The following is a 21,573-nucleotide window of genomic DNA, read 5'->3' as shown; positions in this document are numbered from 1 at the left end:
GGCCGTTTGGCCAGGCTGCCGAAGTCGTCTTCGGCCCGGGTCAGCTCATGCTGATTAGCAACCAGGCGCTCAGAGCCAGGAAACTCAATAGAACAGGCTCACGGATGATGGGCCTGATCTGCCCAGGCATCAGTACAAGGCCGAGTAGGGCCGGGGCTGCGAACAATGCGTAATAAAATTTTGTGTAATGGCTGCCGTCATTTACCCAGAACAAACCGGTGAGCAAAACCAGATAGCCAAAGACGAGCCAGCGGCCAGCGATGAAATCATGTATCTGGGAACGTATGGGACTCGATTGTGAACTCGATAACTGCACTAGGGGGTTCCAGTGTGTCGACAAAAAAGGCGCTATCTTAATGCATCACAGCACTGCTGCGAGTGGATGCTGTGCTAATATTTCCGGCTTTTTTTGCCGCTACACTCGTGTGTGAATATCTTCCTTTTGAAACTATCCAGCTGTCTTCCTCAGGTACAAGTAATAACCTGCTGGCCAACATCTTCGACAGGCTAGTGCACGAATCGTGTGCCGCGCTATTCAATAACACCACTTCGGAGCAGGATGCCTGATGTTCAATCCGTTGCAGCGCTGGCGCGAACGTGGCTGGCGTTCGATCAGCGCTGAGTTGTACCGTCAAACCTGGTTGCGTTTAGGCGGCAGCGTAGCGACCCACCCTGAAGTTGTTGAGCGCCTTTCAGGCCTGGCTAATATTTCTGTGCGCTACCTCGGCTGGCCCCTGGATGGTGAGCTGCAGGCTGCCGTTCCCGTATGGGGGGGGCGTCTGGCCTTGTCACGCGATGTGCTCAAGCGCAACGGGCAGCGTGATCTGTTCGACCTTGGTAATGCTGAGGTGATTCTGCCAATTGCCAAGGGGGCAATGGCGCCTGTGCGGCACCGCATGCGCTACGTTTCAGCTCTGCATCAAGGCAGCATCTCGACGCTGTGCAAGCAGTCCGAAGAACTGGCGATCGCACGCGAGCCTGAGGAATACAGCAAGAAGTTTCGTTACAATCAGCGCCGCGAGTTAAGGATGCTAGAGGACGCTGGCGGGAAAATAGTGCCGGTTTCGCAGTTGTCTGCAGATGAGCTGGCCGCCATCTATACCGAGTTGTTCGAGAGCCGTTGGGGCTTTGGGGTACCCGGTAAAGGGCACCTTGCCGAGGTATTCGGGGCGCTGAGGGACTTTCTGTGGGGAAGCTATCTGCAGCTCGATGGCAAGCCCATTGCTGTTCAGATTCTGTACAGGGTCGAATCGCCAGACTGGATCAGCATCGAATACATCAATGGCGGCGTCGACCCCGCTTCCCGTGATTTCAGCCCGGGCAGTGTACTCAGCTTCATCAACACGCAAACTGCTTGGGAAGAGGCTCGCTCGAAGGGAAAAGCGTTACGTTACTCGTTCGGCCGTGCCGATGTTGAATACAAGGATCGTTGGTGTAATCGCCAATCCGTTTTTCGGGTGTAAGTGAATGGAAGCACGCAAGCAACAGTTGTTACGCCGGCATCGGCGCAACAAGCGCATTCTCATGGTCGTGGCCTTGCCAATGTTAGTGGCCCTGGACTGGTTCGGCTCGTGGGGAACAGCGCCGGTCGTTCTTTTGCTGGCCTGGATCGCTCATGAGGCCTGGTTTTCCGACCATCTGTTTTATTCGCCCAAAGACGACTATCGCTATGATTTCCCGGCCGACAGCCTGAGCAGGTCGGTGCGGATCGGACGCGACGGTAGTGTTTCGCCTGCCAACACCCCATTGCCTGACAGTGCCGAAACTCTGATGCTGGCCGTGCACGTTCGCAGTAGCTGGCTGGGCCGCTGGCTGGATCCGAATGTGCTGATCGGAGAGGGGGCGCATCTTGATCGTCAGGACTTCGAAAGGGGCGTCAACGGTTTGCGGTTCGTCAATCTGTCCGGTTGCTTACCAGCGCTTCGCGATGGTCGACTGAAGTTGCGCGGCCGTTTCTGCAGGCTGTCCAGCGAGGCCACTCTGCATTGTTTCAGCAACTCCGATTACGCCAGTCGTCGAGTGATGGTCATTGCGCCGCATGCCGATGATGCCGAACTGGCTGCATTTGGCCTTTACAGCCGGAGTATCGAAGCCTCTATCGTGACGCTGACTCAGGGTGAGATCGAGGCGAAGTTCTATCGGCGTCTTGGGCTGAGTGATACGGCTGCTGCGCGTCTGAAGGGCCGTCTGCGCAGCTGGAGCAGCCACGCCGTGCCTATGTGGGGGGGCGTGCCTCCCAGCCATTGTGTGCAGTTGGGCTATTACTGTATGCAGCTGACGAAGATGGAGGGCGAGCCCAGCATGCCTTTCGTGTCATTGGAATCGGGTGATTCGGACATCCGTAGCGTGCGGCGCTTTAACCCATTCAAGCTGCCCGGCGACGCAGATGGATCTCCTACTTGGAGCAATCTGGTGGCTGATATGGCTGCTCTGCTGCAGCATTTTCGGCCCGAGGTTGTGGTGTTGCCTCATCCGCAGTTGGATCCACACCCCGACCATATTCAGTCAAGCAGGGTGTTGCATCAGGCCATCGAAATCAGCGGATGGCGACCGGATGTGCAGCTGCTTTACGCCAATCATCTCGCCGATAATGATCGTTGGCCCATGGGCCCTGCCGGCAATGGTATAGCACTGCCGCCCTGTATCGAACCGTTGCCTGCCGACAAGCTGTGGAGCCCGCTGCTCGGTGATCAGGAGCTGGTAGACAAGAGCCAGGCGCTTGCGATGCAGCACGATCTGCAAACGCCGCTACCCTTCAAGAAGCGTTTGCGCCGCTTCATTCAATGGTGCCTGGCGGCGCGCCGCTGGCCTCAGGCAGGTGAAGACGAGTTCTTCCGCAAGGCGGTACGCCGGCACGAACTTTTCTGGGTGCGACCGCTCGATCGCTGAGCCTCACCATCGCAGGCTTGTCGCAGGGTGGCAAAGGGTCAATGTGCTATTCTCCGCGACGATTTTGCATTTCCGGAGTTTCCGCATGAAGTTATCCATGCCCCGTTTCGATCAGGCCCCCGTTCTCGTGGTGGGTGATGTCATGCTTGATCGTTATTGGCACGGCGCTACCTCGCGTATTTCGCCTGAGGCCCCGGTGCCGGTGGTCAAGGTCGAGCAGATCGAGGATCGACCGGGCGGTGCGGCCAACGTTGCGCTGAATATCGCTGCATTGGGCGCGCCTGCGGTGCTGGTGGGTGTCACCGGCGAAGACGAGGCGGCGGAAAGCCTGCGTCAGAGTCTCGAAGCCATTGGCGTGAAAACCTATTTCCAGCGCATCGAGAGTCAGCCGACCATCGTCAAGCTGCGGGTGATGAGTCGTCATCAGCAGTTGCTGCGCATGGATTTCGAGGAGCCCTTCCACACTGATGCCGATGCTTTGGCGCGACAGGTCGAGCAGTTGCTGGATCAGGTCAAGGTGCTGGTGCTGTCCGACTATGGCAAAGGTGCCCTGCAGAACCATCAGGTGCTGATTCAGGCTGCTCGGACGCGTGGTATTCCGGTGTTGGCCGACCCGAAAGGCAAGGACTTCTCCATCTATCGCGGCGCTAGCCTGATTACCCCGAACCTCAGCGAGTTCGAGTTGATCGTCGGCCGTTGTGAGGACGAAGCAGAGCTCGTCAGCCGTGGCGCCCGCTTGATGCGTGAGCTCGATCTGGGCGCGCTGCTGGTGACCCGGGGTGAACATGGCATGACCCTGCTGCGCCCTGACCATGCGCCACTGCACCTGCCAGCGCGCGCCCGCGAGGTGTTCGATGTAACCGGGGCTGGGGATACGGTGATCTCGACACTGGCGGCATCCATTGCTGCGGGTGAGGATTTGCCCCAGGCCGTTGCATTGGCCAACCTCGCTGCCGGGATCGTCGTCGGCAAGCTGGGTACGGCGGCAATCAGTACGCCCGAGCTGCGTCGTGCGGTGCAGCGTGAGGAAGGATCCGAACGCGGCGTGCTGAGCCTGGAACAACTGCTGCTGGCGACTGAAGACGCTCGCGCCCATGGCGAGAAGATCGTGTTCACCAATGGCTGCTTCGACATCCTCCATGCCGGCCATGTGACCTACCTCGAGCAGGCACGCGCCCAGGGCGATCGTCTGGTGGTGGCGATCAATGACGACGCATCGGTCAGCCGCCTCAAGGGGCCAGGCCGGCCGATCAACGCTGTGGATCGCCGCATGGCGGTGCTGGCCGGTCTCGGCGCCGTGGACTGGGTAGTGAGTTTCAGCGAAGACACCCCCGAGCGCCTGCTCAAACAGGTGCAGCCGGATGTGCTGGTCAAGGGCGGTGACTACGGCATTGATCAGGTGGTCGGTGCCGACATCGTGCAGGCCTACGGTGGCGAGGTTCGGGTCCTGGGGTTGGTCGAGAACAGCTCGACTACCGCCATCGTCGAGAAGATTCGCAGTCGCTGAGTACACGAAACCCCGCCATTCGGCGGGGTTTCGCTTTGTATCCTTTATTCCATTGTTGGCCTAAGCGGCGCCTGGCCAACGTGTCTGCTGTCAAACAGCGGCTGCAGTATCCAGGCGTACTCGGGGCGCCTGTACGGTGCCCGCGCGGATAGTGCCTGGGCCGGACTTGTGGGCCTTGGGCATGATGTTTTGCAGCGCCAGCCAGTCCTTCCAGCGAATGCGCTCATCGCGTACCAGCCAGCCATCTTGGGCGGCGAAGCTCTCGGCTAGCCACAAACCACGGGTATTGGCAGGTACCAGTTGGCCCTGGCGCAGGGTCATCAGTTCCGCCGTCGGGCGGCCTTGTTGCAGAGGAATCAGATAGAGATCCGGGCGGGCGTGATCCAGGCGGGCGATCAGCTTGCCGTTCTCCAGGTGCTCGTCAACGTGCAGCAGGCTGGGCTGTTTGGCTTCCTTGGGCAGGTCCAGGCGCAAGTCGTAGACCAACTGCAACGAGGCTGTTGGTACGTGCACGTAGGCGCGCGGGCGCTCCAGCAATGTCAGGTTGCCGCACTGCACGGGGCGCGCCGCACCAGAGAGTGGGCTGAGCCGGAAGTGCACGCCGTCGCGGTACTTGAGGGTGCCCTCGTAAGGTGCTGGCAGCCAGGTGTCGCCAAAGCGGCCGTGGAGCCAGCCTTCGCTGGTCTCCAGCAAGCACTCTTCGGCGACTTCCTGGATGGCCGTCATCAATGGCAAGTTGAGTTCATGGGCCGGTACGTAGCCGGAGATCAACTTGAGCACGACGTCGCCACGGTCGAGACGCCGCTGGCGCACCAGCACCCAGTACTCGCGGCCTTGCCAGTTCAGGGTCAGGCGTACCGAGACGCCAAGGTTGGCCAATTCCACCGCGAAGCGCTGACTATCATTCAGTTCGACTGGCTTGCGGCGTTCGAGCATTTCGCTGAAGTTCAGTGGTCTGCCCAGGCTCTGATAGATGATGCCGTCGGGCGAGGCCTCGACGAACAGGGGCAGCGTCTTGAAGGTGGCAGGGTCTTTTCGGGAAATGATGCGCGGCATGTCGGCTCCTTCTTGCGTCGGGGTCGGCCGCATAAGCGGCGTCAAGGGTGTGTCAGGCACACCCGTTCATCACTCTCCTGATCCTTTGTTACCGCTATTAGTGCCCACAATTACATCAGCGGCCATGGCGACGTTGTGCGCCAGGTGCAGCGGACTGATGGTGCCGACGATGGCGCTACCGACGCCGGGGTGCGCGAAGATCAGTTCGAAGCTTGCCCGAACCGGATCGACACCGCTTTCCAGGCAAACGTGCCCGCTGGCCAGGGCTTTCTTGATCAGGATGCCTTTGGCGTGACTCGCAGCATAGTCCAATACCGGGCGCTCATGCTGCTCACTGAGGTTGTAGGTCACCATCGCGCAGTCGCCGCGTTCGAGGGCCAGAAGGCCGCCCTCGACGGTTTTTCCGGAGAAGCCGAAGCCGCGGATAAGTCCGGCCTGCTTGAGTTCGGCAAGGGTGTCGTAGACGGCTTCGTCGCGCAGAATGGACAAGTCATCGCCGTTGGAATGCACCAGCACCAGGTCGATGTAGTCCGTTTCCAGACGTTTCAGGCTGCGTTCCACCGAGCGGCGGGTATGGGCGCTGGAAAAGTCGAAATGCGACAGGCCGTTGTCGAATTCTTCGCCGACCTTGCTGACGATCACCCAGTCCTGGCGCTGGCCTCGCAGCAGCGGGCCGAGGCGCTGTTCGCTGATGCCGTAGGCGGGCGCCGTATCGAGCAGATTGATGCCCAGCTCCCGGGCGAGTCCAAGTAGCTGGAGCGCCTGCTGATCATCGGGAATGGTGAAACCGTTGGGGTATTTGACCCCCTGATCGCGGCCGAGCTTGACCGTGCCCAGGCCTAGAGGGGAAACGATCAGGCCGGTCGAGCCTAGCGGGCGGTGCAGACCGTGCAGATTACGAATCAAAACGAGGTCTCCCAGGCGGTGCGGCCGATGGCTGGACGCGGCAGCTCGGGCAGCGAGGGATGAATGGCAGGGCGGATGCCATCGCGTTCGAGATTGGCCAGCACGCGGTCGAGAAATCCGGTGCCAGGGCCAGTTTGGTTGGCCAGCCGACCAGCAGCGCACCCTGGTCGCTGAGAAAAGCGTTGTCCGGACGCGCCAGACCGCTTTGTGCCGGCTCGGCACGTTCTACCCGCAGGGTGGCCCACTGGGCTGCCGACAAGTCGACCCAGGGCAGCAACTGCGTGAGCTCTTTGCGCGCCGCCTCGATCTGCGCCGCTTCGTCGCGTGCTACGCCATCGGCTTCGGCGAGGTCACCGCCGAGGTACCAGACCCATTCGCCATCGGCGCTTGGATGGCTGGTAACGGTGATCCGCGGCTTGGGGCCGCCGCCCAGGCAATGGGCGTACAGCGGTTTCAAGGTTGGGCCCTTGACCATCACCATGTGCAGGGGGCGCAGTTGCTGGCTCGGCTGCGCGACGTGCAGGCTGGCCAACAGCTCGGCATTGCCGCCACCGGCGCTGAGCACGATGCGTTGGGCGCGAATCTCGCGGCCGTCGACGCATAGGCCAACCAGTTGCCCGTTCTCTTGCAGCGGTTGGATATCGTCGGCGGCGAGCAGGCTGTCACCGGCGAGATCGGCCAGGCGTGTGATCAGGCTAGGCACGTCTACCACCAGTTCTGCCAGGCGATAGACCTTGCCCTTGAATTTCGGATGCTGCAGCGCAGGCGGCAACTGCTCGCCCTTGACCTGATCGACACGGCCGCGCACGGCCTTGCTGGCGAAGAAGCTGGTGAGGTTGCCCGCCAGGGTGCCGGGCGACCACAGGTAATGAGCATCGGAAAGTAGACGCACGCCCGACAGATCGAGTTCACCGCTGCCATCGAGTGCTTCGCGCCAGCGCCGCGGCATGTCGGCGATGGCTTCGGAGGCGCCGCTCAGGGCGCCATGCAGGGCATATTTAGCGCCGCCGTGGATGATCCCCTGGGACTTGACGCTCTGACCGCCCCCCAGGCTTTCCCGCTCCAGCAGCAGCGTGGCGTAGCCCTTGGCACGCAGGCGCGCATTCAGCCATAAGCCGGCGACACCGCCGCCAACGATCAGGACGTCTGTGCTCAGAGTGTGGGACATGCGGGCGCCTCTCGGGAAAACAGATGCGCAGTATAACCTTGGTGAGAGTGGCAAGCTTCAAGCGGCAAACCGTTGGAGAGCTCGCGGCTACCTCAGTGCCCGGTGACGCGGGAGAACAGTTGGATCACCACGACACCACTGACGATCAGGCCCATGCCCAGTACCGCGGGCAAGTCCGGTTTCTGGTCATAGACGAACATCGCCGCGATGCTGACCAGCACGATACCCAGGCCGGCCCATATGGCGTAGGCGATGCCTACCGGAATGGTGCGTACCACCAGAATCAGCATCCAGAACGCAATGCTGTAGCCCGCAATCACCAGCAGTAGCGGAAGCGGTTTGTTGAAGCCATCGACGGCCTTCATGGACGTGGTCGCAACCACCTCGGCAGCGATGGCCAGAGCGAGATAGAGATAACCATTCATCGGCAGCACTCCTATTAACATAGGACTGATTTTACGGATTCACTCTGTTAGGTAAACTCATTACCTATCTTGATTGGAGATAGGTTGTGCGCTGGACTCTTGAGCAACTTGAAGTGTTCGTAGCCGTTGCCGACGGCAACTCGTTTTCTGCCGTGGCGCGGCGTTTCGGTCGTGTGCAATCGGCCGTCAGCAACGCAGTGGCGGCGCTGGAGGATGATCTGGGCGTACGCCTGTTCGAACGCAGCAGCGGTCGTCAGCCGCGCCTGACCGAAGCCGGCCAGGCGTTGCTCGAAGAGGCGCGCGAGTTGCTGCGACAGTCCGAGCGGCTGGAGGGGCGAGCCCTTGGGCTGTCGCGAGGCGAGGAAGTGTGTCTGCGCCTGGCGCAGGATGAGGCGCTGCCGATGCCGCCGATACTCGACAGCCTGGAGGCCCTGGCCCAGGCGTTCCCGCGGGTCGAGGTGCAGATGACCAGCGGCGGCCAAGGCGTGGTGGCGCGTCAGTTGCTCGAACGGCGTGCCGACCTCGGCCTGCTGTTTCACCATGACGGCATGCCTGCCGAGCTGGAGCGTCGCCGCTTGGGCATGGTGGATATGGTCATGGTCTGCGGGGCCGCTCATCCGCTTGCGCAGCGACGCTCCGTCGACCGTCGTGAGTTGGCCCAGCACCGGCAGTTGTTGATAACTCTGCAGGATAGTCACTATCCCGGCAACGAGCGGATCAGCCCGACCGCCTGGCGTACCGACAGCTTTTACGTGATGGCCGAGCTGCTGATGCGTAACCTGGGTTGGGCGTGCCTGCCACGGCACGTGGCACAGTACCCGACCTATCAAGGGCATCTGATCGAGCTGAGCAGTGACTGGATCGCGCCGCCGTTGCCGGTGGAACTGGTGTTTCGCCGTGATGAAACGTTGGGCCCGGCCGCGCAGTGGCTGGTGCGCTATCTCGGTGATCGGCTGCGCTTACTGGAGCCTTGATGCGTGCGCTGGTGCTCGGCGTTCTGTGCCGGCTTGTGCTGCAACGCGGGCATCCCTAAGCTTCGCCGCCATGAACCGATATCTTTATAGCCTGCTGTTCCATCTCTGCCTGCCGTTGATCGGTCTACGCCTGGTCTGGCGGGCCTGGCGTGCGCCAGCCTATACCAAGCGTGTTGGCGAACGATTCGCCTTCCTGCCAGCCCTGCGCCCCGACGGCATCTGGGTTCACGCGGTATCGGTCGGCGAGAGCATCGCGGCGGCGCCGCTGGTGCGCGAGCTGCTGGCACGCTACCCGGATCTGCCGATCACCCTGACCTGCATGACGCCGACCGGCTCCGAACGCATTCGCGCGCTGTTTCCCGAGGCGCAGTTCGCCGGTCGCGTTCAGCACTGCTATCTGCCCTATGACCTGCCCTGGGCGGCGTCGCGCTTTCTCGAACGCGTGCGTCCGCGTCTGGCGGTGATCATGGAAACCGAGTTGTGGCCCAACTACATCCACCAGTGTGCCCGCCGAGGTATTCCGGTGGCGCTGGCCAATGGACGTTTGTCCGCACGCTCGGCCAAAGGCTACGGGCGCTTCGCCAAGCTGACGGCACCGATGCTCGCCGAGTTGAGCCTGCTCGCGGTGCAGAGCCAGATCGAGGCGGAGCGTTTTATCGCCCTTGGTGCTCGACCCGCCGCCGTTGAAGTAACCGGCTCGATCAAGTTCGACCAGCAGGTGGATAGCGCGGTGTCTGCGCGCGCCACGGCGCTGCGTGAGCAGTGGCATGCTCAGCAGCGGCCGGTGTGGATCGCTGCCAGCACCCGTGAAGGGGAAGATGCGCTGGTGATCCAGGCGCACCGGCAACTGCTCGCCAGCCAGCCGGATGCCTTGCTGATTCTGGTGCCGCGTCATCTGGAGCGTTTCGACACTGCCGCCGCGCAGTTGCGTGAGGCAGGCCTGACCTTCGTGCGGCGCTCTTCAGGCGATGGCGTTGGCCCTGATGTGCAGGTGCTGCTCGGCGACAGCATGGGCGAATTGATGTTTCTGTATGGCCTGGCCGATGTCGCCTTCGTCGGCGGCAGCCTGGTAGAGACGGGCGGCCATAACCCGCTGGAACCTATCGCGCTGGGGCTGCCGGTGATCATGGGGCCGCATCGCTTCAATTTTCAGGAGATCACCGCACAGTTGCTCGAGCGCGGCGCGCTCTGCGAGGTGGTTGATGCCAAGGCGCTCGGCGCCCAGGTCGCGTTGCTGTTGCGCGAGCCTGAACGTGCGGCGGCCATGCGCGAAGCCGGCCTGGCAGTGCTCAAGGCCAATCAGGGCGCCTTGCAGCGTTTGCTGGATGGGTTGGGAAGGCTGATCACTTAGCGGCTGCTTGAATCGTCGAAATAACGCGGAGCGCCGCCGAGGTCGCGCATCTGCAAAGCTCCGAACCGCATGTTCTGAACAGTCAGCCACCATCGGCGTTGAATGGCTTTGGTGGGCTAAAGCGCCACCCTACGGTTTATGCCCCTGGGGAGCAGATACCGTCTGCATGGCTCCCCGATGATCAGTCGGGAACTATCGCCTCTCGTAAGACAGTAGTCGCGATACAAGGGTGGGCTTCAGCCCTATTTCCTCAGACTCTGCGTGGGAATGCCTTCAGAGGCGCTTTGCGGCTGATGTCGAAAGCCGCTGGCTAGCCCGAGCGCTCCCACGCTGGAGCGTGGGAGCCATCAAAAATTGGTGGGCTGAAGCGGATCGCCGCCCGGCCCACCCTACGTCGCGCTGGGCAGGGTGGCGCAACCCCAATTGGTCTGCTTACTCGTCGCCTTGCAGCCGTGCTTCGGCGGCCTTGGCCAGATCTGAAGGAAGAAAGTCGCGATCCGGGTTGTAGTCCGGCTTCAGGTAACGGCCCAAGGCCTCCAGATCGGCCGGGCTGAGGGTGCCGGCAGCTTGTTTCAGGCGCAGGTTGTTGAGGATGTAGTCGTAGCGTGCGTCGTTGTAGTTGCGCACCGCGCCGTACAGTTGGCGCTGGGCGTCCAGGACGTCGACGATGTTGCGTGTGCCCACCTGATAACCGATTTCCGTGGCCTCCAGTGCGCTCTGGTTGGAGATGATCGACTGGCGGCGCGCCTGTACGGTTTCCACGTCGGTATTCACCGCGCGATACAGGTTGCGGGTGTTCTGTACCACCTCACGGCGCAGACCTTCACGTTGCTGCTCCGACTGGCTGAGGCGCTGGTAGGCCTCACGGGCCTGGGAGCTGGTCAGGCCACCGCTGTACAGCGGGATGTTCAGTTCCAGGCCGATGCTGCGCTGCGACACGTCGCTGCCGTAGTTCTGCCCGGTGTAGTTGGGGTTGCTCAGGCCCAGTGCGTCGTTGTCGCCGCGCTCGTAGCGGGCCACGGCATCCAGAGTTGGCGCATGTCCGGCCTTGCGCTGGCGCAGGGTTTCCTCGGCGGCATTGACGGCAAAGTTACTGGCCTGCAGGTTGAGGTTCTGCGCGGCTGCCGTATTGACCCAAGCGGTGGCATCGTTGGGCATCGGGGTGAGAATCGGCAGGCTGTGCTGGATACCTTCGATGCTGCGGTATTCGCGGTTGGTCAGGGTGATCAGGGCCTGGAAGGCATCGTCGACCTGACGCTGAGCAATGATACGGTTGGCCCGTGCGGTGTCGAAACCGGCCTGAGCCTGCAGCACGTCGGTCTTGTCCGAAAGGCCGACGTCGAAGCGCTCGTTGGCCTGGTCGAGCTGGCGATTGAAGGCGGCTTCTTCGGCTTTGGTCGAGGCCAGGTTGTCCTGCGCGCGCAATACCGAGAAATAAGCTTCGGCGCTCTGCAGGATCAGGTTCTGTTCGCTGGCGGAATATTCCAGAGCGGCTTGCTCGCTGACTGCCTCGGCTGCCTGCAGTTGGTACCAGCGGTCAGCGCGAAACAGTGGCTGGCTGAGGTTGGCCTGGTACACCGTACCGCTGCGCGACTGGGTGGCAGAAGGCTGTTGCAGGGCTGTGCGGGTGTCGGTCGTCCGTGCGCCGGCGCTGAGGTTCGGCAGCAGGCCGGCGCGGGCCTGCGGTACGCCTTCGCGGCGGGCCTCGAAGTCGGCACGGGCGGCGGCCAGATCGGCATTGTTGGCGGCGGCTTCCTGATACACCGACATCAGGTCGGTGCGCACCGATAGCGGGGCCGGATCTGCCCAGGCCGTGGCGGTTGAAGTGGCGGTCACGGCAACGGCCAGGGAGAGTCTGCGCAGCATGTCAGCGAATCCTAGAATGGGCAGTAGTCGGCGAGACTAAGCCCGGCCATCGGGGTGGTCAAGGCGCGCGGTGGTGGACAGGCAGGCGTCACTATCCGACCTGCGGGTCTTGTCGGCGTTGCTGCGGTTGGCAGGTGCCAGTAGACTGGCCGAGTTCTTGTCGGGGTGCCTCGAATCGGAGGCTGAGATCGGATAGTTCCGGATCCCGTTGAACCTGATCAGGTTAAGGCCTGCGTAGGGAACAAGAGGTATCCACTCCTGCAGTCTGCATTATGGATACCCCCGCACCGCGTTCGTGGTGCGCCCGCGCCCTGGCTGTTCGATCATGCCGGCGCTCTCACGAATCCTGCATGCTCAAACAGCCACGGCGTGGTGTTGCTTCATCGCGTCTATCAGGTTCGCTCCGACATTCAGCCGAGGAGCCAGCCGATGAGCAGCAAACAACAACAGCAAAATCTCAGTGAGTCCGCCCAGGTCGACCAGCAGTCGATCCAGCCCTTTCCCCGTTCGCAGAAAATCTACGTCCAGGGCTCGAGCCCGGACATTCGCGTGCCGATGCGCGAAATCAGTCTGGACGTGACACCGACAGACTTCGGTGGCGAGATCAACGCGCCGGTCACCGTCTACGACACCTCCGGCCCTTATACCGACCCGAGCGTGACCATCGACGTGCGTAAGGGCCTGGCCGACGTGCGCAGCGCCTGGATCGAGGATCGTGGCGATACCGAACGCCTCGAGGGCCTGTCCTCGGAGTTCGGCCAGCGCCGTCTGGCCGATGCCGAGCTGACCAAGATGCGCTTCGCCCATGTGCGCAACCCGCGCCGCGCCAAGCCCGGCAAGAACGTCAGCCAGATGCACTACGCGCGGCAGGGCATCATCACGCCGGAAATGGAATACATCGCCATCCGCGAGAACATGAAGCTCGCCGAGCACCGCGCTGCTGGCCTGCTCAAGGAGCAGCATGCCGGCAACAGTTTCGGCGCCAGCATTCCCAAGGAAATCACCGCCGAGTTCGTCCGTGACGAAGTGGCCCGCGGCCGCGCCATCATCCCCGCGAACATCAACCACACCGAGCTTGAGCCGATGATCATCGGCCGCAACTTCCTGGTGAAGATCAACGGCAACATCGGCAACTCGGCGCTGGGTTCGAGCATCGAGGAAGAGGTCGCCAAGCTGACCTGGGGCATTCGCTGGGGCTCGGACACGGTGATGGACCTGTCCACCGGCAAGCACATCCATGAAACCCGCGAGTGGATCATCCGCAACTCGCCGGTGCCGATCGGTACCGTGCCGATCTACCAGGCACTGGAGAAGGTCAACGGCGTGGCCGAAGACCTGACCTGGGAGCTGTTCCGCGACACCCTGATCGAACAGGCCGAGCAGGGCGTCGACTACTTCACCGTTCATGCCGGCGTGCTGCTGCGCTATGTGCCGCTGACCGCCAAGCGGGTCACCGGCATTGTCTCGCGCGGTGGTTCGATCATGGCCAAATGGTGCCTGGCGCACCATAAAGAGAACTTCCTATACACCCACTTCGAAGACATCTGCGAAATCATGAAGGCCTATGACGTCAGCTTCTCGCTGGGCGACGGCCTGCGTCCTGGCTCCATCGCCGACGCCAATGACGCCGCGCAGTTCGGTGAACTGGAAACCCTCGGCGAGCTGACCAAGATCGCCTGGAAGCACGACGTGCAGTGCATGATCGAAGGCCCCGGCCACGTGCCGATGCAGCTGATCAAGGAGAACATGGACAAGCAGCTGGAGTGCTGCGACGAGGCGCCGTTCTACACCCTCGGCCCGCTGACCACCGACATCGCGCCGGGCTACGATCACATCACCAGCGGCATCGGTGCGGCGATGATCGGCTGGTTCGGTTGCGCCATGCTCTGCTACGTCACGCCCAAGGAACACCTTGGCCTGCCCAACAAGGATGATGTGAAGACCGGCATCATCACCTACAAGATCGCGGCCCATGCTGCCGATCTCGCAAAAGGTCATCCGGGCGCGCAGATCCGTGACAACGCGCTGAGCAAGGCGCGCTTCGAATTCCGTTGGGAAGACCAGTTCAACCTTGGTCTCGACCCGGATACCGCGCGCAGCTACCACGACGAAACCCTGCCCAAGGATTCGGCCAAGGTCGCTCACTTCTGCTCCATGTGCGGGCCGAAGTTCTGCTCGATGAAAATCACTCAGGAAGTGCGCGAGTACGCCAAGGTCAATGGCCTGTCCGACGAGAGCAAGGCGGTCGAGGCCGGCTTCAAGGAGCAGGCCGAGCGCTTCAAGGAAGAGGGGTCGGTAATCTACCGGCAGGTGTGACACTCAACCGGGAGATCGGCAAGGTTGCCGATCTCCCGGCACTCTCTCAGCGTGCCGCGGCGCCGGGCATGTAGGCCGGGCGTAGGATGCTTTGCAACTGGCTGTAGGGGATCTTTATCTCGGGGTGGCCGTCTGAGTAGGGCGCCAGGCGGGCGACATCGTACTTGAGCATCACCGCGTCAGGATTGAGGGCGATGTTTGGCGTGCGCTCGAAGGGCCAAGTCTGAAGGTATTCAGCATCGTTGCCATGACCTTGGGTGATCAACCACGCCTGGTGGGCGCGTTGGGCGACTTGCCAGAACGCCGCTTCCTCGCCGGGAACGATGAAATCCTGTGGGCTCAGCACCGTGTTCAGCTCACGGTCATAGTTCAGGTAGGTGCGCCCCGGCACGCCATGGGCGCCGCCAATGAAGTGGTAGCTCGACAGTTCGATCACCACCAAGCGGTCATGTTGGCTGAGTACCTTGGCTTGCAGATAGCTGACCCAGCCAGGTTTGCCATTGGCGAGAAACTCACGCTCATGATCGGCCAGTGATTGTGGCCGGGCACCAGTCGCGGCACCCACCAGGCCAAGCAGGGTCGACTCGATTCGTGCATTGAGCTCGGGCTTATCGGTCAGACGCTGCAGTTCGATATTGACCAGCGGGCAGTCCTGGGCGGCGCAACCTGGCGCTTTGTGTTCCCAGCGCTCGTTGCTGGTCGCCAGCGCTGGCGGTGTAGCGGGTTTGGACAGGCTCTGGCAGGCACCGAGCAAAAGGGCGAGGCTGAGGATGGCGCCGAGGCGAGCAATGGTGGATGTTTTCATGCAGGAAAAGCCGTTGGCGGAGGACGGGGGTTCGACTGCCCGAAAGCAGTGGAGTTCGCGATTATTCGCCAATGCGAGCAGATCGGCCAGGGTTTCGATGCGTCGCTTGCGGGAGAGCCTTAACAGCCCCTAGGATGCATTCCATGTGCAGGCAAACGAGAGAAAAGCAGATGACCGAAACCTTCACCCCCGGCCCGGACGCGGTGGAAATCATCGAGCGTGAGGAGTGTTTCCGCGGCTTCTACCGCCTGGATCGCTTTCATCTGCGCTACCAGCAGTTTTCCGGCGAAATGGGGCCCGTACTGCGCCGTGAACTGTTCATCCGTCACGATGCCGTGTGCGTGCTGCCCTACGATGCGGTGACTGACAGCGTGGTGCTGATCGAGCAGTTCCGTGTCGGCGCCATGCATAAAGCGGCCAACCCCTGGTTGGTCGAGCTGGTAGCCGGGCTGATCGACAAGAACGAAGAGCCCGATGAGGTCGCGCTGCGCGAAGCCGAGGAAGAGGCCGGGCTGACGCTGACGTCGCTGTGGCCGATAACCCGCTACTTCCCGTCGCCGGGCGGCTCCGACGAATTCGTGCACCTGTTCCTCGGCCGCTGTGACAGCGCTGGCGTAGGCGGCATACACGGGCTCGAAGAAGAGGGCGAGGACATTCGCGTGCAGGTCTGGCCGTTCGAGGATGCCTTGCAGGCGGTCAGGGATGGGCAGATCAACAATGCGGCGAGCATCATCGCCTTGCAGTGGCTGGCGCTTAATCGCGCCGAGGTAAGGGGCCTATGGGGGTAAATCTGCTGCGTGAGCGCTATCGGGTCGATCTGATCGAACTGCAGGCGGCTTGCGAGGCCAATTATGCGCGGCTGATGCGGCTGCTGCCCGGCATGCGTGATGCGCAGGGCGCTCGACGTGTGGCGCTCAGTCAGGGTGAGCGGCAGCTTGGCGTGCTGGCGCTGGAAGTGGTGGAGACCTGTCCGTACACCTCCACCGTGCAGGTGCGCCAGGAACACAGCCTGCCCTGGCTGCCGGTGCCGCAGTTGGAAGTGCGTGTCTATCACGACGCACGCATGGCCGAAGTGACGGGGGCCCAGAGCGCGCGACGCTTTCGCGGCATCTATCCCTATCCCAACCCTGCTATGCACCAGCCGGACGAGAAAACCCAGCTCAATGTTTTTCTCGGTGAGTGGCTAAGCCATTGCCTGGCGTGCGGGCACGAGGTCGAGCCACAGGTTTGAGTGCGCGTGTCTGCACAAGAATGCTTCGGGTTTCTGTGAACTAGTCCCTATTAGCGGGTTTACCTAGCCCGTATCCCGATTCCATAATTTGCGTCTGCTTTCCAAGGAGAAGCACTTTGTCGAGTGCGGCCGTGTCTACCCCTGTTGATTCTTCGGTATTGCTGGTGCAGCTTACCGATAGCCATCTGTTTGCCGATACGGAAGGCAAGCTGCTGGGCATGGATACCGCCGACAGCCTGCGTCAAGTCATCGACCTAGTGCTCGAGGAGCAGTCGGTCATCGATATGATCCTGGCGACGGGCGATCTGTCCCAGGATGGCAGCCTGGCTTCCTATGCACGCTTTCTCGAAATGAGCGCGGCGCTGAATGCTTCGGCGCGCTGGATTCCCGGTAACCATGACGACATCCCGGCGATGCAGGCGGCCTGTGTGGGCCGTGATCTGTTAGAGCCCGTGGTGGATCTCGGCAACTGGCGGTTGATCATGCTCGATTCGTCGATCCCGGGGGCGGTGCCCGGTTACCTTCAGGAGTCGCAGCTGATGCTGCTCGAGCGGGCACTGAGCGAGGCGCCGGATCGTCATCACCTGATCTGCCTGCATCATCATCCGGTGGATATCGGTTGTCAGTGGATGGCGCCGATCGGCCTGCGTAATCCTGATGCGCTGTTCGCCGTGCTGGATCGTTTTCCGCAGGCGCGGGCGGTTCTTTGGGGGCACGTGCATCAGACCATCGATGAGATGCGCGGCAAGGTGCGTTTGCTGGCCTCGCCGTCCACCTGCGTACAGTTCACGCCCGGCAGTGAGGATTTTCAGGTCGACAGCACGGCTCCCGGCTACCGCTGGCTGCGTCTGCACGATGATGGCCGCCTAGAAACCGCGGTGTCACGGGTCAGCGGTATCGTTTTTGAGCCTGACTACAGTGTTCGCGGCTACTAGGGTCTGTTCTCGCGGCAACGCGGCTTGTGCTGAAACGTCATCAGACCCTAGCAATGCTTGCGGCTTGTAGGGCGGCGCTAGTAGCCTCCCGTCATGACTACGAGCATTCTTTATATCCATGGGCTCAACAGCTCGCCGGCCTCCACCAAGGCCAGCCAGTTGACCGCAGCCATGACCGCCATGGGGCTGCAAGCGCAACTGCGCGTTCCAGCCCTGCATCATCACCCACGCCAGGCCATCGCCGAGCTCGAGGCGCTGATTGCCGAGCTCGGTTCCCCTGTGCTGGTCGGCAGCTCCCTGGGCGGCTACTATGCGACCCACCTGGCCGAACGGCATGGCCTCAAGGCGCTGTTGATCAATCCGGCGGTGTGCCCGCACCGGTTGTTCGACGGCTACCTCGATCCGCAACGTAATCATTACAGTGGCGAAACCTGGGAGCTGACTGCCGATCACGTGACGGCACTGGCGGAGCTCGAAACACCGCCGCCCACTGATCCGGCCCGTTATCAGGTGTGGCTGCAGACCGCCGATGAAACCCTCGATTACCGGCACGCCCAGGCGTACTACCGGCATTGCGCGCTGCGCATCGAGGCCGGCGGTGATCATGGTTTCCAGGGCTTCGCCGAGCGCTTGCCCATGTTGTTCGCCTTCGCCGGCATCGCGCCCGTGTCCTGACCGGCCGCGTCCGAACCCCGATTAATCAGAGCATTTCAGAGACCTATGGCCCAGCAAAACGCCTACAACGCAGATGCCATCGAAGTCCTTTCCGGCCTTGACCCGGTGCGCAAGCGGCCGGGGATGTACACCGACACCAGCCGCCCCAACCACCTGGCCCAAGAAGTCATCGACAACAGCGTCGACGAAGCCCTGGCGGGCCATGCCAAATCCATCCAGGTGATCCTCCACGAGGACAACTCCCTGGAAGTGAGCGACGACGGTCGTGGTATGCCGGTGGACATTCACCCGGAAGAGGGCGTGCCAGGGGTCGAGCTGATCCTCACCAAGCTGCACGCTGGCGGCAAGTTCTCCAACAAGAACTACCAGTTCTCCGGTGGTTTGCACGGGGTCGGGATCTCGGTGGTCAACGCCTTGTCGACCCGTGTCGAAGTTCGCGTCAAGCGTGACGGCAACGAATATTCCATGGCCTTCGCTGACGGCTTCAAGGCCAGCGACCTGGCTGTGATTGGCACGGTCGGCAAGCGCAACACCGGCACCACTGTGCACTTCTGGCCGGACGCCAAGTATTTCGATGCGCACAAGTTCTCGGTCAGCCGTCTCAAGCACGTGCTCAAGGCCAAGGCCGTGTTGTGCCCCGGCCTGGCGGTGAGCTTCCACGACAAAGCCAGTGGCGAGCTGGTCGAGTGGCTGTACGAGGATGGCCTGCGCTCCTACCTGGTGGATGCGGTCAGCGAGTTCGAACGCCTGCCCAACGAGCCCTTCTGCGGCAGCCTGGCCGGTAACAAGGAGGCGGTGGATTGGGCGCTCTTGTGGCTGCCGGAAGGCGGCGACTCGGTGCAGGAGAGCTACGTCAACCTGATTCCAACCGCCCAGGGCGGTACCCACGTCAACGGCCTGCGCCAAGGGCTGCTGGACGCCATGCGTGAATTCTGCGAGTTCCGCAGCCTGCTGCCGCGTGGGGTCAAGCTGGCTCCTGAAGATATCTGGGAGCGCATCGCCTTCGTCCTCTCGATGAAGATGCAGGACGCCCAGTTCTCCGGGCAGACCAAAGAGCGGCTGTCGTCCCGCGAAGCGGCCGCGTTCGTTTCAGGCGTGGTCAAGGACGCGTTCAGCCTATGGCTCAACGCCCACCCGGAGTTTGGTCAGCAGTTGGCCGAACTGGTTATCAGCAACGCCAGCCGCCGCCTCAAGGCCGGCAAGAAGGTCGAACGCAAGAGAATTACCCAAGGCCCGGCATTGCCTGGCAAATTGGCCGATTGCGCAGGGCAGAACCCGATGCGCTGCGAGCTGTTTCTGGTCGAAGGTGATTCCGCTGGTGGCTCTGCCAAGCAGGCGCGTGACAAGGAATTCCAAGCGATCCTGCCGCTGCGCGGGAAAATCCTCAATACTTGGGAAGTGGACGGCGGTGAGGTGCTGGCCAGCCAGGAAGTGCATAACATCGCCGTGGCGGTCGGCCTCGATCCCGGCTCCAGCGATTTGAGCCAGTTGCGTTACGGCAAGATCTGCATCCTCGCCGACGCCGACTCCGATGGCTTACACATCGCCACACTGCTCTGCGCGCTATTCGTGCAGCATTTCCGCCCGTTGGTAGACGCGGGCCATGTGTACGTGGCGATGCCGCCGCTGTACCGCATCGACCTCGGCAAGGAAATCTACTACGCCCTGGACGAGCCCGAGCGTGACGGCATTCTCGACCGCCTGGTCGCCGAGAAGAAGCGCGGCAAGCCGCAGGTCACCCGCTTCAAGGGCCTGGGTGAGATGAACCCGCCGCAGTTGCGCGAAACCACCATGGATCCCAATACCCGGCGCCTGGTGCAGCTCACCCTCGAAGACTTCGAAGGGACTCGCGAGATGATGGACATGCTGCTGGCTAAAAAACGTGCCGGCGACCGTAAGTCCTGGCTGGAGTCCAAGGGCAACCTGGCCGAGGTTCTGCTCTGATGCGGCGACTGCTCGGCGCCGTGCTGTTTTCAATTATGACGCCGGCTCTGATGCCGGTGCTGGCCGATACCTCGCCACTCGAAGAACTCAAGTTGCTCAGCGAACACCCGGTCGCCGGGATGGACGCTGGCAATCTGTCTGGCCTGGCCTGGTGCGGTGACGCGTTGTGGGCGGTGTCCGACCGTGAGGATGATCGTCTCTACCGACTCGATTCTTCCGCGCGCATCTGGCAGGCCGAGGCAGAGCGCTTCGTCGCGCCGCCAGCGCCGGTAATGCCGCTGCCTTGGGGCTTGCGCATGCGCGCCTGGGCAGCCGGTCTGGTACGCGGCGGTCATCTGGATTTCGAAGGCATTGCCTGCGACGCCAAGGGCAATCGCTACCTGGTCAGTGAAAGCCGCGCTGCGGTGTTACAAGTGCCGCCAGCCGCCGATGCGCAGTGGCTAGCCCTTCCCGAAGGCTTGGTGCGCCAAGCGCGGGCCAGCGGCATGCTGCTGCATTTCAACTCGCTGTTCGAAGGGATCGCCGTTGACCCCTCCGGTGAGCGCCTTTGGCTGGCAGCGGAAAAGCAGCGCCGCGGCCTGCTGGTGGTGCATCACCGTCGTGCCATCTGGCGTTGCGAAGGTGGCTGCGTACTGCTTAGCGGAGGGCGGCCAAGAGGCTTCGCCCGAGGCGTTGGGCGGCGCGCTGGCCCCCGTGGATTTCTCCGGCTTGGCGTTTCACAGCGAAAAGCTTTTTACCCTGGAGCGCCAGGCTCATCGTATCTGCCGCCGTGATCCGGCGACCGGCGATACCGAGCGTTGCTGGTCGTTCGCCGCCGAAGCACTCACTGAAGAGCGTCGTTATCCCATGAGTTACGGCGTGGCCGAGGCGCTGGCGGTCGACGCCGAAGGTGCCTGGATCGGTGTCGACAATGGTGGCCACGGCCGTTCGGACGGCGAGAGTCGTCCGGTGGTCTGGCGCTTCGCGGCGCCTACCGGTGGTTGGGGTGCGACGCGGTGAGCGAGCAGACCTCCGGCCGTCGTGCCGGCCGGGTGATGTTGGTGCTGGCCTGGGGGGCGGGGCTGCTACTGGCCACGCATTTCTTCGGCAAATGGGAAGACGACAAGAGCCACCCCAACCGTCAGCCGCAGTCGGTACACGGCAGCGACTACGTCGAGGTGCGCCTGGCCAGCAGTCGTGGTGGGCACTATCTGGTCGATGGGCAGATCAACGGCGATCCGGTGACCTTTCTGCTCGATACCGGCGCCACTCAGGTGGCGATCCCCAGTCAGGTCGCCCGCAGCCTGGGCCTGCAGTCGGGCGCACCCGTGCAGATCAGCACTGCCAATGGTCGCGCCACGGCGCATCGCACGCGTCTGGAGCGTTTGCAGCTTGGCGATATCGTGCTGCATGACGTCTCCGCGCTTATCGCACCGGGCATGGATGGCGATGAAATCCTGCTGGGCATGAGCGCCTTGAAACAACTTGAATTCAGTCAGCGCGACGGCACCTTGATGCTGCGCCAATCCACTTTGCAATGAGGCAC

At 62.3% G+C, this 21,573-nt stretch carries 17 protein-coding genes, 2 pseudogenes and 1 riboswitch; of the genes and pseudogenes, 13 read left to right on the top strand and 6 right to left on the bottom strand.

What is annotated here, in order from left to right; genetic code table 11:
• The first annotated feature begins 566 nt into the window (after positions 1 to 566).
• From K5Q02_RS02625 to hldE, 3 genes are all read left to right on the top strand, one after another.
• Positions 567 to 1,463, top strand: a complete 897-nt coding sequence (locus tag K5Q02_RS02625; RefSeq protein WP_225836098.1) for a GNAT family N-acetyltransferase — start codon at positions 567 to 569, stop codon at positions 1,461 to 1,463.
• Between the two features lie 4 nt (positions 1,464 to 1,467).
• Positions 1,468 to 2,889, top strand: a complete 1,422-nt coding sequence (locus tag K5Q02_RS02620) for a PIG-L deacetylase family protein (RefSeq protein WP_225836096.1) — start codon at positions 1,468 to 1,470, stop codon at positions 2,887 to 2,889.
• An 85-nt stretch (positions 2,890 to 2,974) separates the two neighbouring features.
• Entirely contained in the window at positions 2,975 to 4,396 is a 1,422-nt protein-coding gene (gene hldE, locus K5Q02_RS02615) for a bifunctional D-glycero-beta-D-manno-heptose-7-phosphate kinase/D-glycero-beta-D-manno-heptose 1-phosphate adenylyltransferase HldE (protein WP_225836079.1), read from the top strand.
• A 90-nt stretch (positions 4,397 to 4,486) separates the two neighbouring features.
• Here the strand turns inward: hldE and K5Q02_RS02610 are convergent, their stop codons facing one another.
• The 4 genes and pseudogenes from K5Q02_RS02610 to K5Q02_RS02595 form a co-directional block, all read right to left on the bottom strand.
• The gene (locus K5Q02_RS02610) at positions 4,487 to 5,452 is read right to left on the bottom strand and encodes a metal ABC transporter ATPase (RefSeq protein WP_225836077.1); all 966 of its coding nucleotides are present in this window, start codon (positions 5,450 to 5,452) and stop codon (positions 4,487 to 4,489) included.
• A gap of 69 nt (positions 5,453 to 5,521) precedes the next feature.
• Complete coding sequence (locus K5Q02_RS02605; protein ID WP_442963987.1) at positions 5,522 to 6,355, bottom strand: aldo/keto reductase; 834 nt, start codon at positions 6,353 to 6,355, stop codon at positions 5,522 to 5,524.
• Positions 6,355 to 7,526, bottom strand: a pseudogene (locus K5Q02_RS02600) (NAD(P)/FAD-dependent oxidoreductase). The gene K5Q02_RS02605 and the pseudogene K5Q02_RS02600 overlap by 1 nt, the downstream one beginning before the upstream one ends.
• 92 nt (positions 7,527 to 7,618) lie before the next feature.
• Positions 7,619 to 7,951: a DMT family transporter gene (locus K5Q02_RS02595; protein ID WP_042553924.1), complete on the bottom strand. Its 333-nt coding sequence runs from the start codon at positions 7,949 to 7,951 to the stop codon at positions 7,619 to 7,621.
• Positions 7,952 to 8,037: 86 nt separating this feature from the next.
• On the opposite strand from K5Q02_RS02595, the gene K5Q02_RS02590 reads away from it, so the two are divergent.
• Together K5Q02_RS02590 and waaA are read left to right on the top strand one after the other, a co-directional pair.
• On the top strand, positions 8,038 to 8,925 hold the full coding sequence (locus K5Q02_RS02590) for a LysR family transcriptional regulator (RefSeq protein WP_225836074.1): 888 nt from the start codon (positions 8,038 to 8,040) through the stop codon (positions 8,923 to 8,925).
• Positions 8,926 to 8,995: 70 nt separating this feature from the next.
• Positions 8,996 to 10,276, top strand: a complete 1,281-nt coding sequence (gene waaA / locus K5Q02_RS02585) for a lipid IV(A) 3-deoxy-D-manno-octulosonic acid transferase (RefSeq protein ID WP_225836073.1) — start codon at positions 8,996 to 8,998, stop codon at positions 10,274 to 10,276.
• Between the two features lie 432 nt (positions 10,277 to 10,708).
• Here the strand turns inward: waaA and K5Q02_RS02580 are convergent, their stop codons facing one another.
• Positions 10,709 to 12,142: a TolC family outer membrane protein gene (locus K5Q02_RS02580; protein WP_225836071.1), complete on the bottom strand. Its 1,434-nt coding sequence runs from the start codon at positions 12,140 to 12,142 to the stop codon at positions 10,709 to 10,711.
• A 151-nt stretch (positions 12,143 to 12,293) separates the two neighbouring features.
• Positions 12,294 to 12,400: riboswitch (TPP riboswitch) on the top strand.
• 171 nt (positions 12,401 to 12,571) lie between these two features.
• Between K5Q02_RS02580 and thiC the strand changes: the two genes are divergently transcribed.
• On the top strand, positions 12,572 to 14,458 hold the full coding sequence (gene thiC / locus K5Q02_RS02575; protein ID WP_225836069.1) for a phosphomethylpyrimidine synthase ThiC: 1,887 nt from the start codon (positions 12,572 to 12,574) through the stop codon (positions 14,456 to 14,458).
• A gap of 46 nt (positions 14,459 to 14,504) precedes the next feature.
• Here the strand turns inward: thiC and K5Q02_RS02570 are convergent, their stop codons facing one another.
• A complete protein-coding gene (locus K5Q02_RS02570; protein ID WP_225836067.1) occupies positions 14,505 to 15,263 on the bottom strand; it encodes an RsiV family protein in 759 nt (252 codons plus the stop codon).
• A gap of 170 nt (positions 15,264 to 15,433) precedes the next feature.
• Here K5Q02_RS02570 and K5Q02_RS02565 point away from each other — a divergent pair, with 170 nt between their 5' ends.
• From K5Q02_RS02565 to K5Q02_RS02535, 7 genes and pseudogenes are all read left to right on the top strand, one after another.
• A complete protein-coding gene (locus K5Q02_RS02565) occupies positions 15,434 to 16,051 on the top strand; it encodes an NUDIX domain-containing protein (RefSeq protein ID WP_225836065.1) in 618 nt (205 codons plus the stop codon).
• Positions 16,042 to 16,494 (top strand): DUF1249 domain-containing protein, encoded by a 453-nt coding sequence (locus K5Q02_RS02560; RefSeq protein WP_225836064.1) that lies wholly within the window; start codon positions 16,042 to 16,044, stop codon positions 16,492 to 16,494. The genes K5Q02_RS02565 and K5Q02_RS02560 overlap by 10 nt, the downstream gene beginning before the upstream one ends.
• A gap of 116 nt (positions 16,495 to 16,610) precedes the next feature.
• Entirely contained in the window at positions 16,611 to 17,429 is an 819-nt protein-coding gene (gene cpdA, locus K5Q02_RS02555; protein WP_225836062.1) for a 3',5'-cyclic-AMP phosphodiesterase, read from the top strand.
• A gap of 93 nt (positions 17,430 to 17,522) precedes the next feature.
• Entirely contained in the window at positions 17,523 to 18,104 is a 582-nt protein-coding gene (locus K5Q02_RS02550) for a YqiA/YcfP family alpha/beta fold hydrolase (RefSeq protein ID WP_225836061.1), read from the top strand.
• Positions 18,105 to 18,149: 45 nt separating this feature from the next.
• Positions 18,150 to 20,048 carry a DNA topoisomerase IV subunit B gene (parE, locus tag K5Q02_RS02545; protein WP_225836059.1) on the top strand — a complete coding sequence of 633 codons (1,899 nt, stop codon included), beginning with the start codon at positions 18,150 to 18,152 and terminating at the stop codon, positions 20,046 to 20,048.
• Positions 20,048 to 21,047, top strand: a pseudogene (locus K5Q02_RS02540) (esterase-like activity of phytase family protein). Before parE ends, K5Q02_RS02540 begins: the two are co-directional and overlap by 1 nt.
• Positions 21,044 to 21,568: a retropepsin-like aspartic protease family protein gene (locus K5Q02_RS02535; protein WP_225836057.1), complete on the top strand. Its 525-nt coding sequence runs from the start codon at positions 21,044 to 21,046 to the stop codon at positions 21,566 to 21,568. The pseudogene K5Q02_RS02540 and the gene K5Q02_RS02535 overlap by 4 nt, the downstream one beginning before the upstream one ends.
• The last annotated feature ends 5 nt before the right edge of the window (positions 21,569 to 21,573 follow it).

This window comes from Pseudomonas sp. MM211 (assembly GCF_020386635.1).
Lineage (GTDB): Bacteria > Pseudomonadota > Gammaproteobacteria > Pseudomonadales > Pseudomonadaceae > Aquipseudomonas.
Note: the sequence above shows the minus strand (reverse complement) of the source record. Positions and strands in the feature narration are given on the sequence as shown.

Coding starts and splice junctions, on each gene's coding strand:
- K5Q02_RS02610 (WP_225836077.1), bottom strand. CDS start 5,452: ATGCCGCGCATCATTTCCCGAAAAGACCCTGCCACCTTCAAGACGCTG.
- parE (WP_225836059.1), top strand. CDS start 18,150: ATGGCCCAGCAAAACGCCTACAACGCAGATGCCATCGAAGTCCTTTCC.
- waaA (WP_225836073.1), top strand. CDS start 8,996: ATGAACCGATATCTTTATAGCCTGCTGTTCCATCTCTGCCTGCCGTTG.
- K5Q02_RS02595 (WP_042553924.1), bottom strand. CDS start 7,951: ATGAATGGTTATCTCTATCTCGCTCTGGCCATCGCTGCCGAGGTGGTT.
- K5Q02_RS02620 (WP_225836096.1), top strand. CDS start 1,468: ATGGAAGCACGCAAGCAACAGTTGTTACGCCGGCATCGGCGCAACAAG.
- thiC (WP_225836069.1), top strand. CDS start 12,572: ATGAGCAGCAAACAACAACAGCAAAATCTCAGTGAGTCCGCCCAGGTC.
- hldE (WP_225836079.1), top strand. CDS start 2,975: ATGAAGTTATCCATGCCCCGTTTCGATCAGGCCCCCGTTCTCGTGGTG.
- K5Q02_RS02550 (WP_225836061.1), top strand. CDS start 17,523: ATGACTACGAGCATTCTTTATATCCATGGGCTCAACAGCTCGCCGGCC.
- K5Q02_RS02625 (WP_225836098.1), top strand. CDS start 567: ATGTTCAATCCGTTGCAGCGCTGGCGCGAACGTGGCTGGCGTTCGATC.
- K5Q02_RS02565 (WP_225836065.1), top strand. CDS start 15,434: ATGACCGAAACCTTCACCCCCGGCCCGGACGCGGTGGAAATCATCGAG.
- K5Q02_RS02560 (WP_225836064.1), top strand. CDS start 16,042: ATGGGGGTAAATCTGCTGCGTGAGCGCTATCGGGTCGATCTGATCGAA.
- K5Q02_RS02570 (WP_225836067.1), bottom strand. CDS start 15,263: ATGAAAACATCCACCATTGCTCGCCTCGGCGCCATCCTCAGCCTCGCC.
- K5Q02_RS02580 (WP_225836071.1), bottom strand. CDS start 12,142: ATGCTGCGCAGACTCTCCCTGGCCGTTGCCGTGACCGCCACTTCAACC.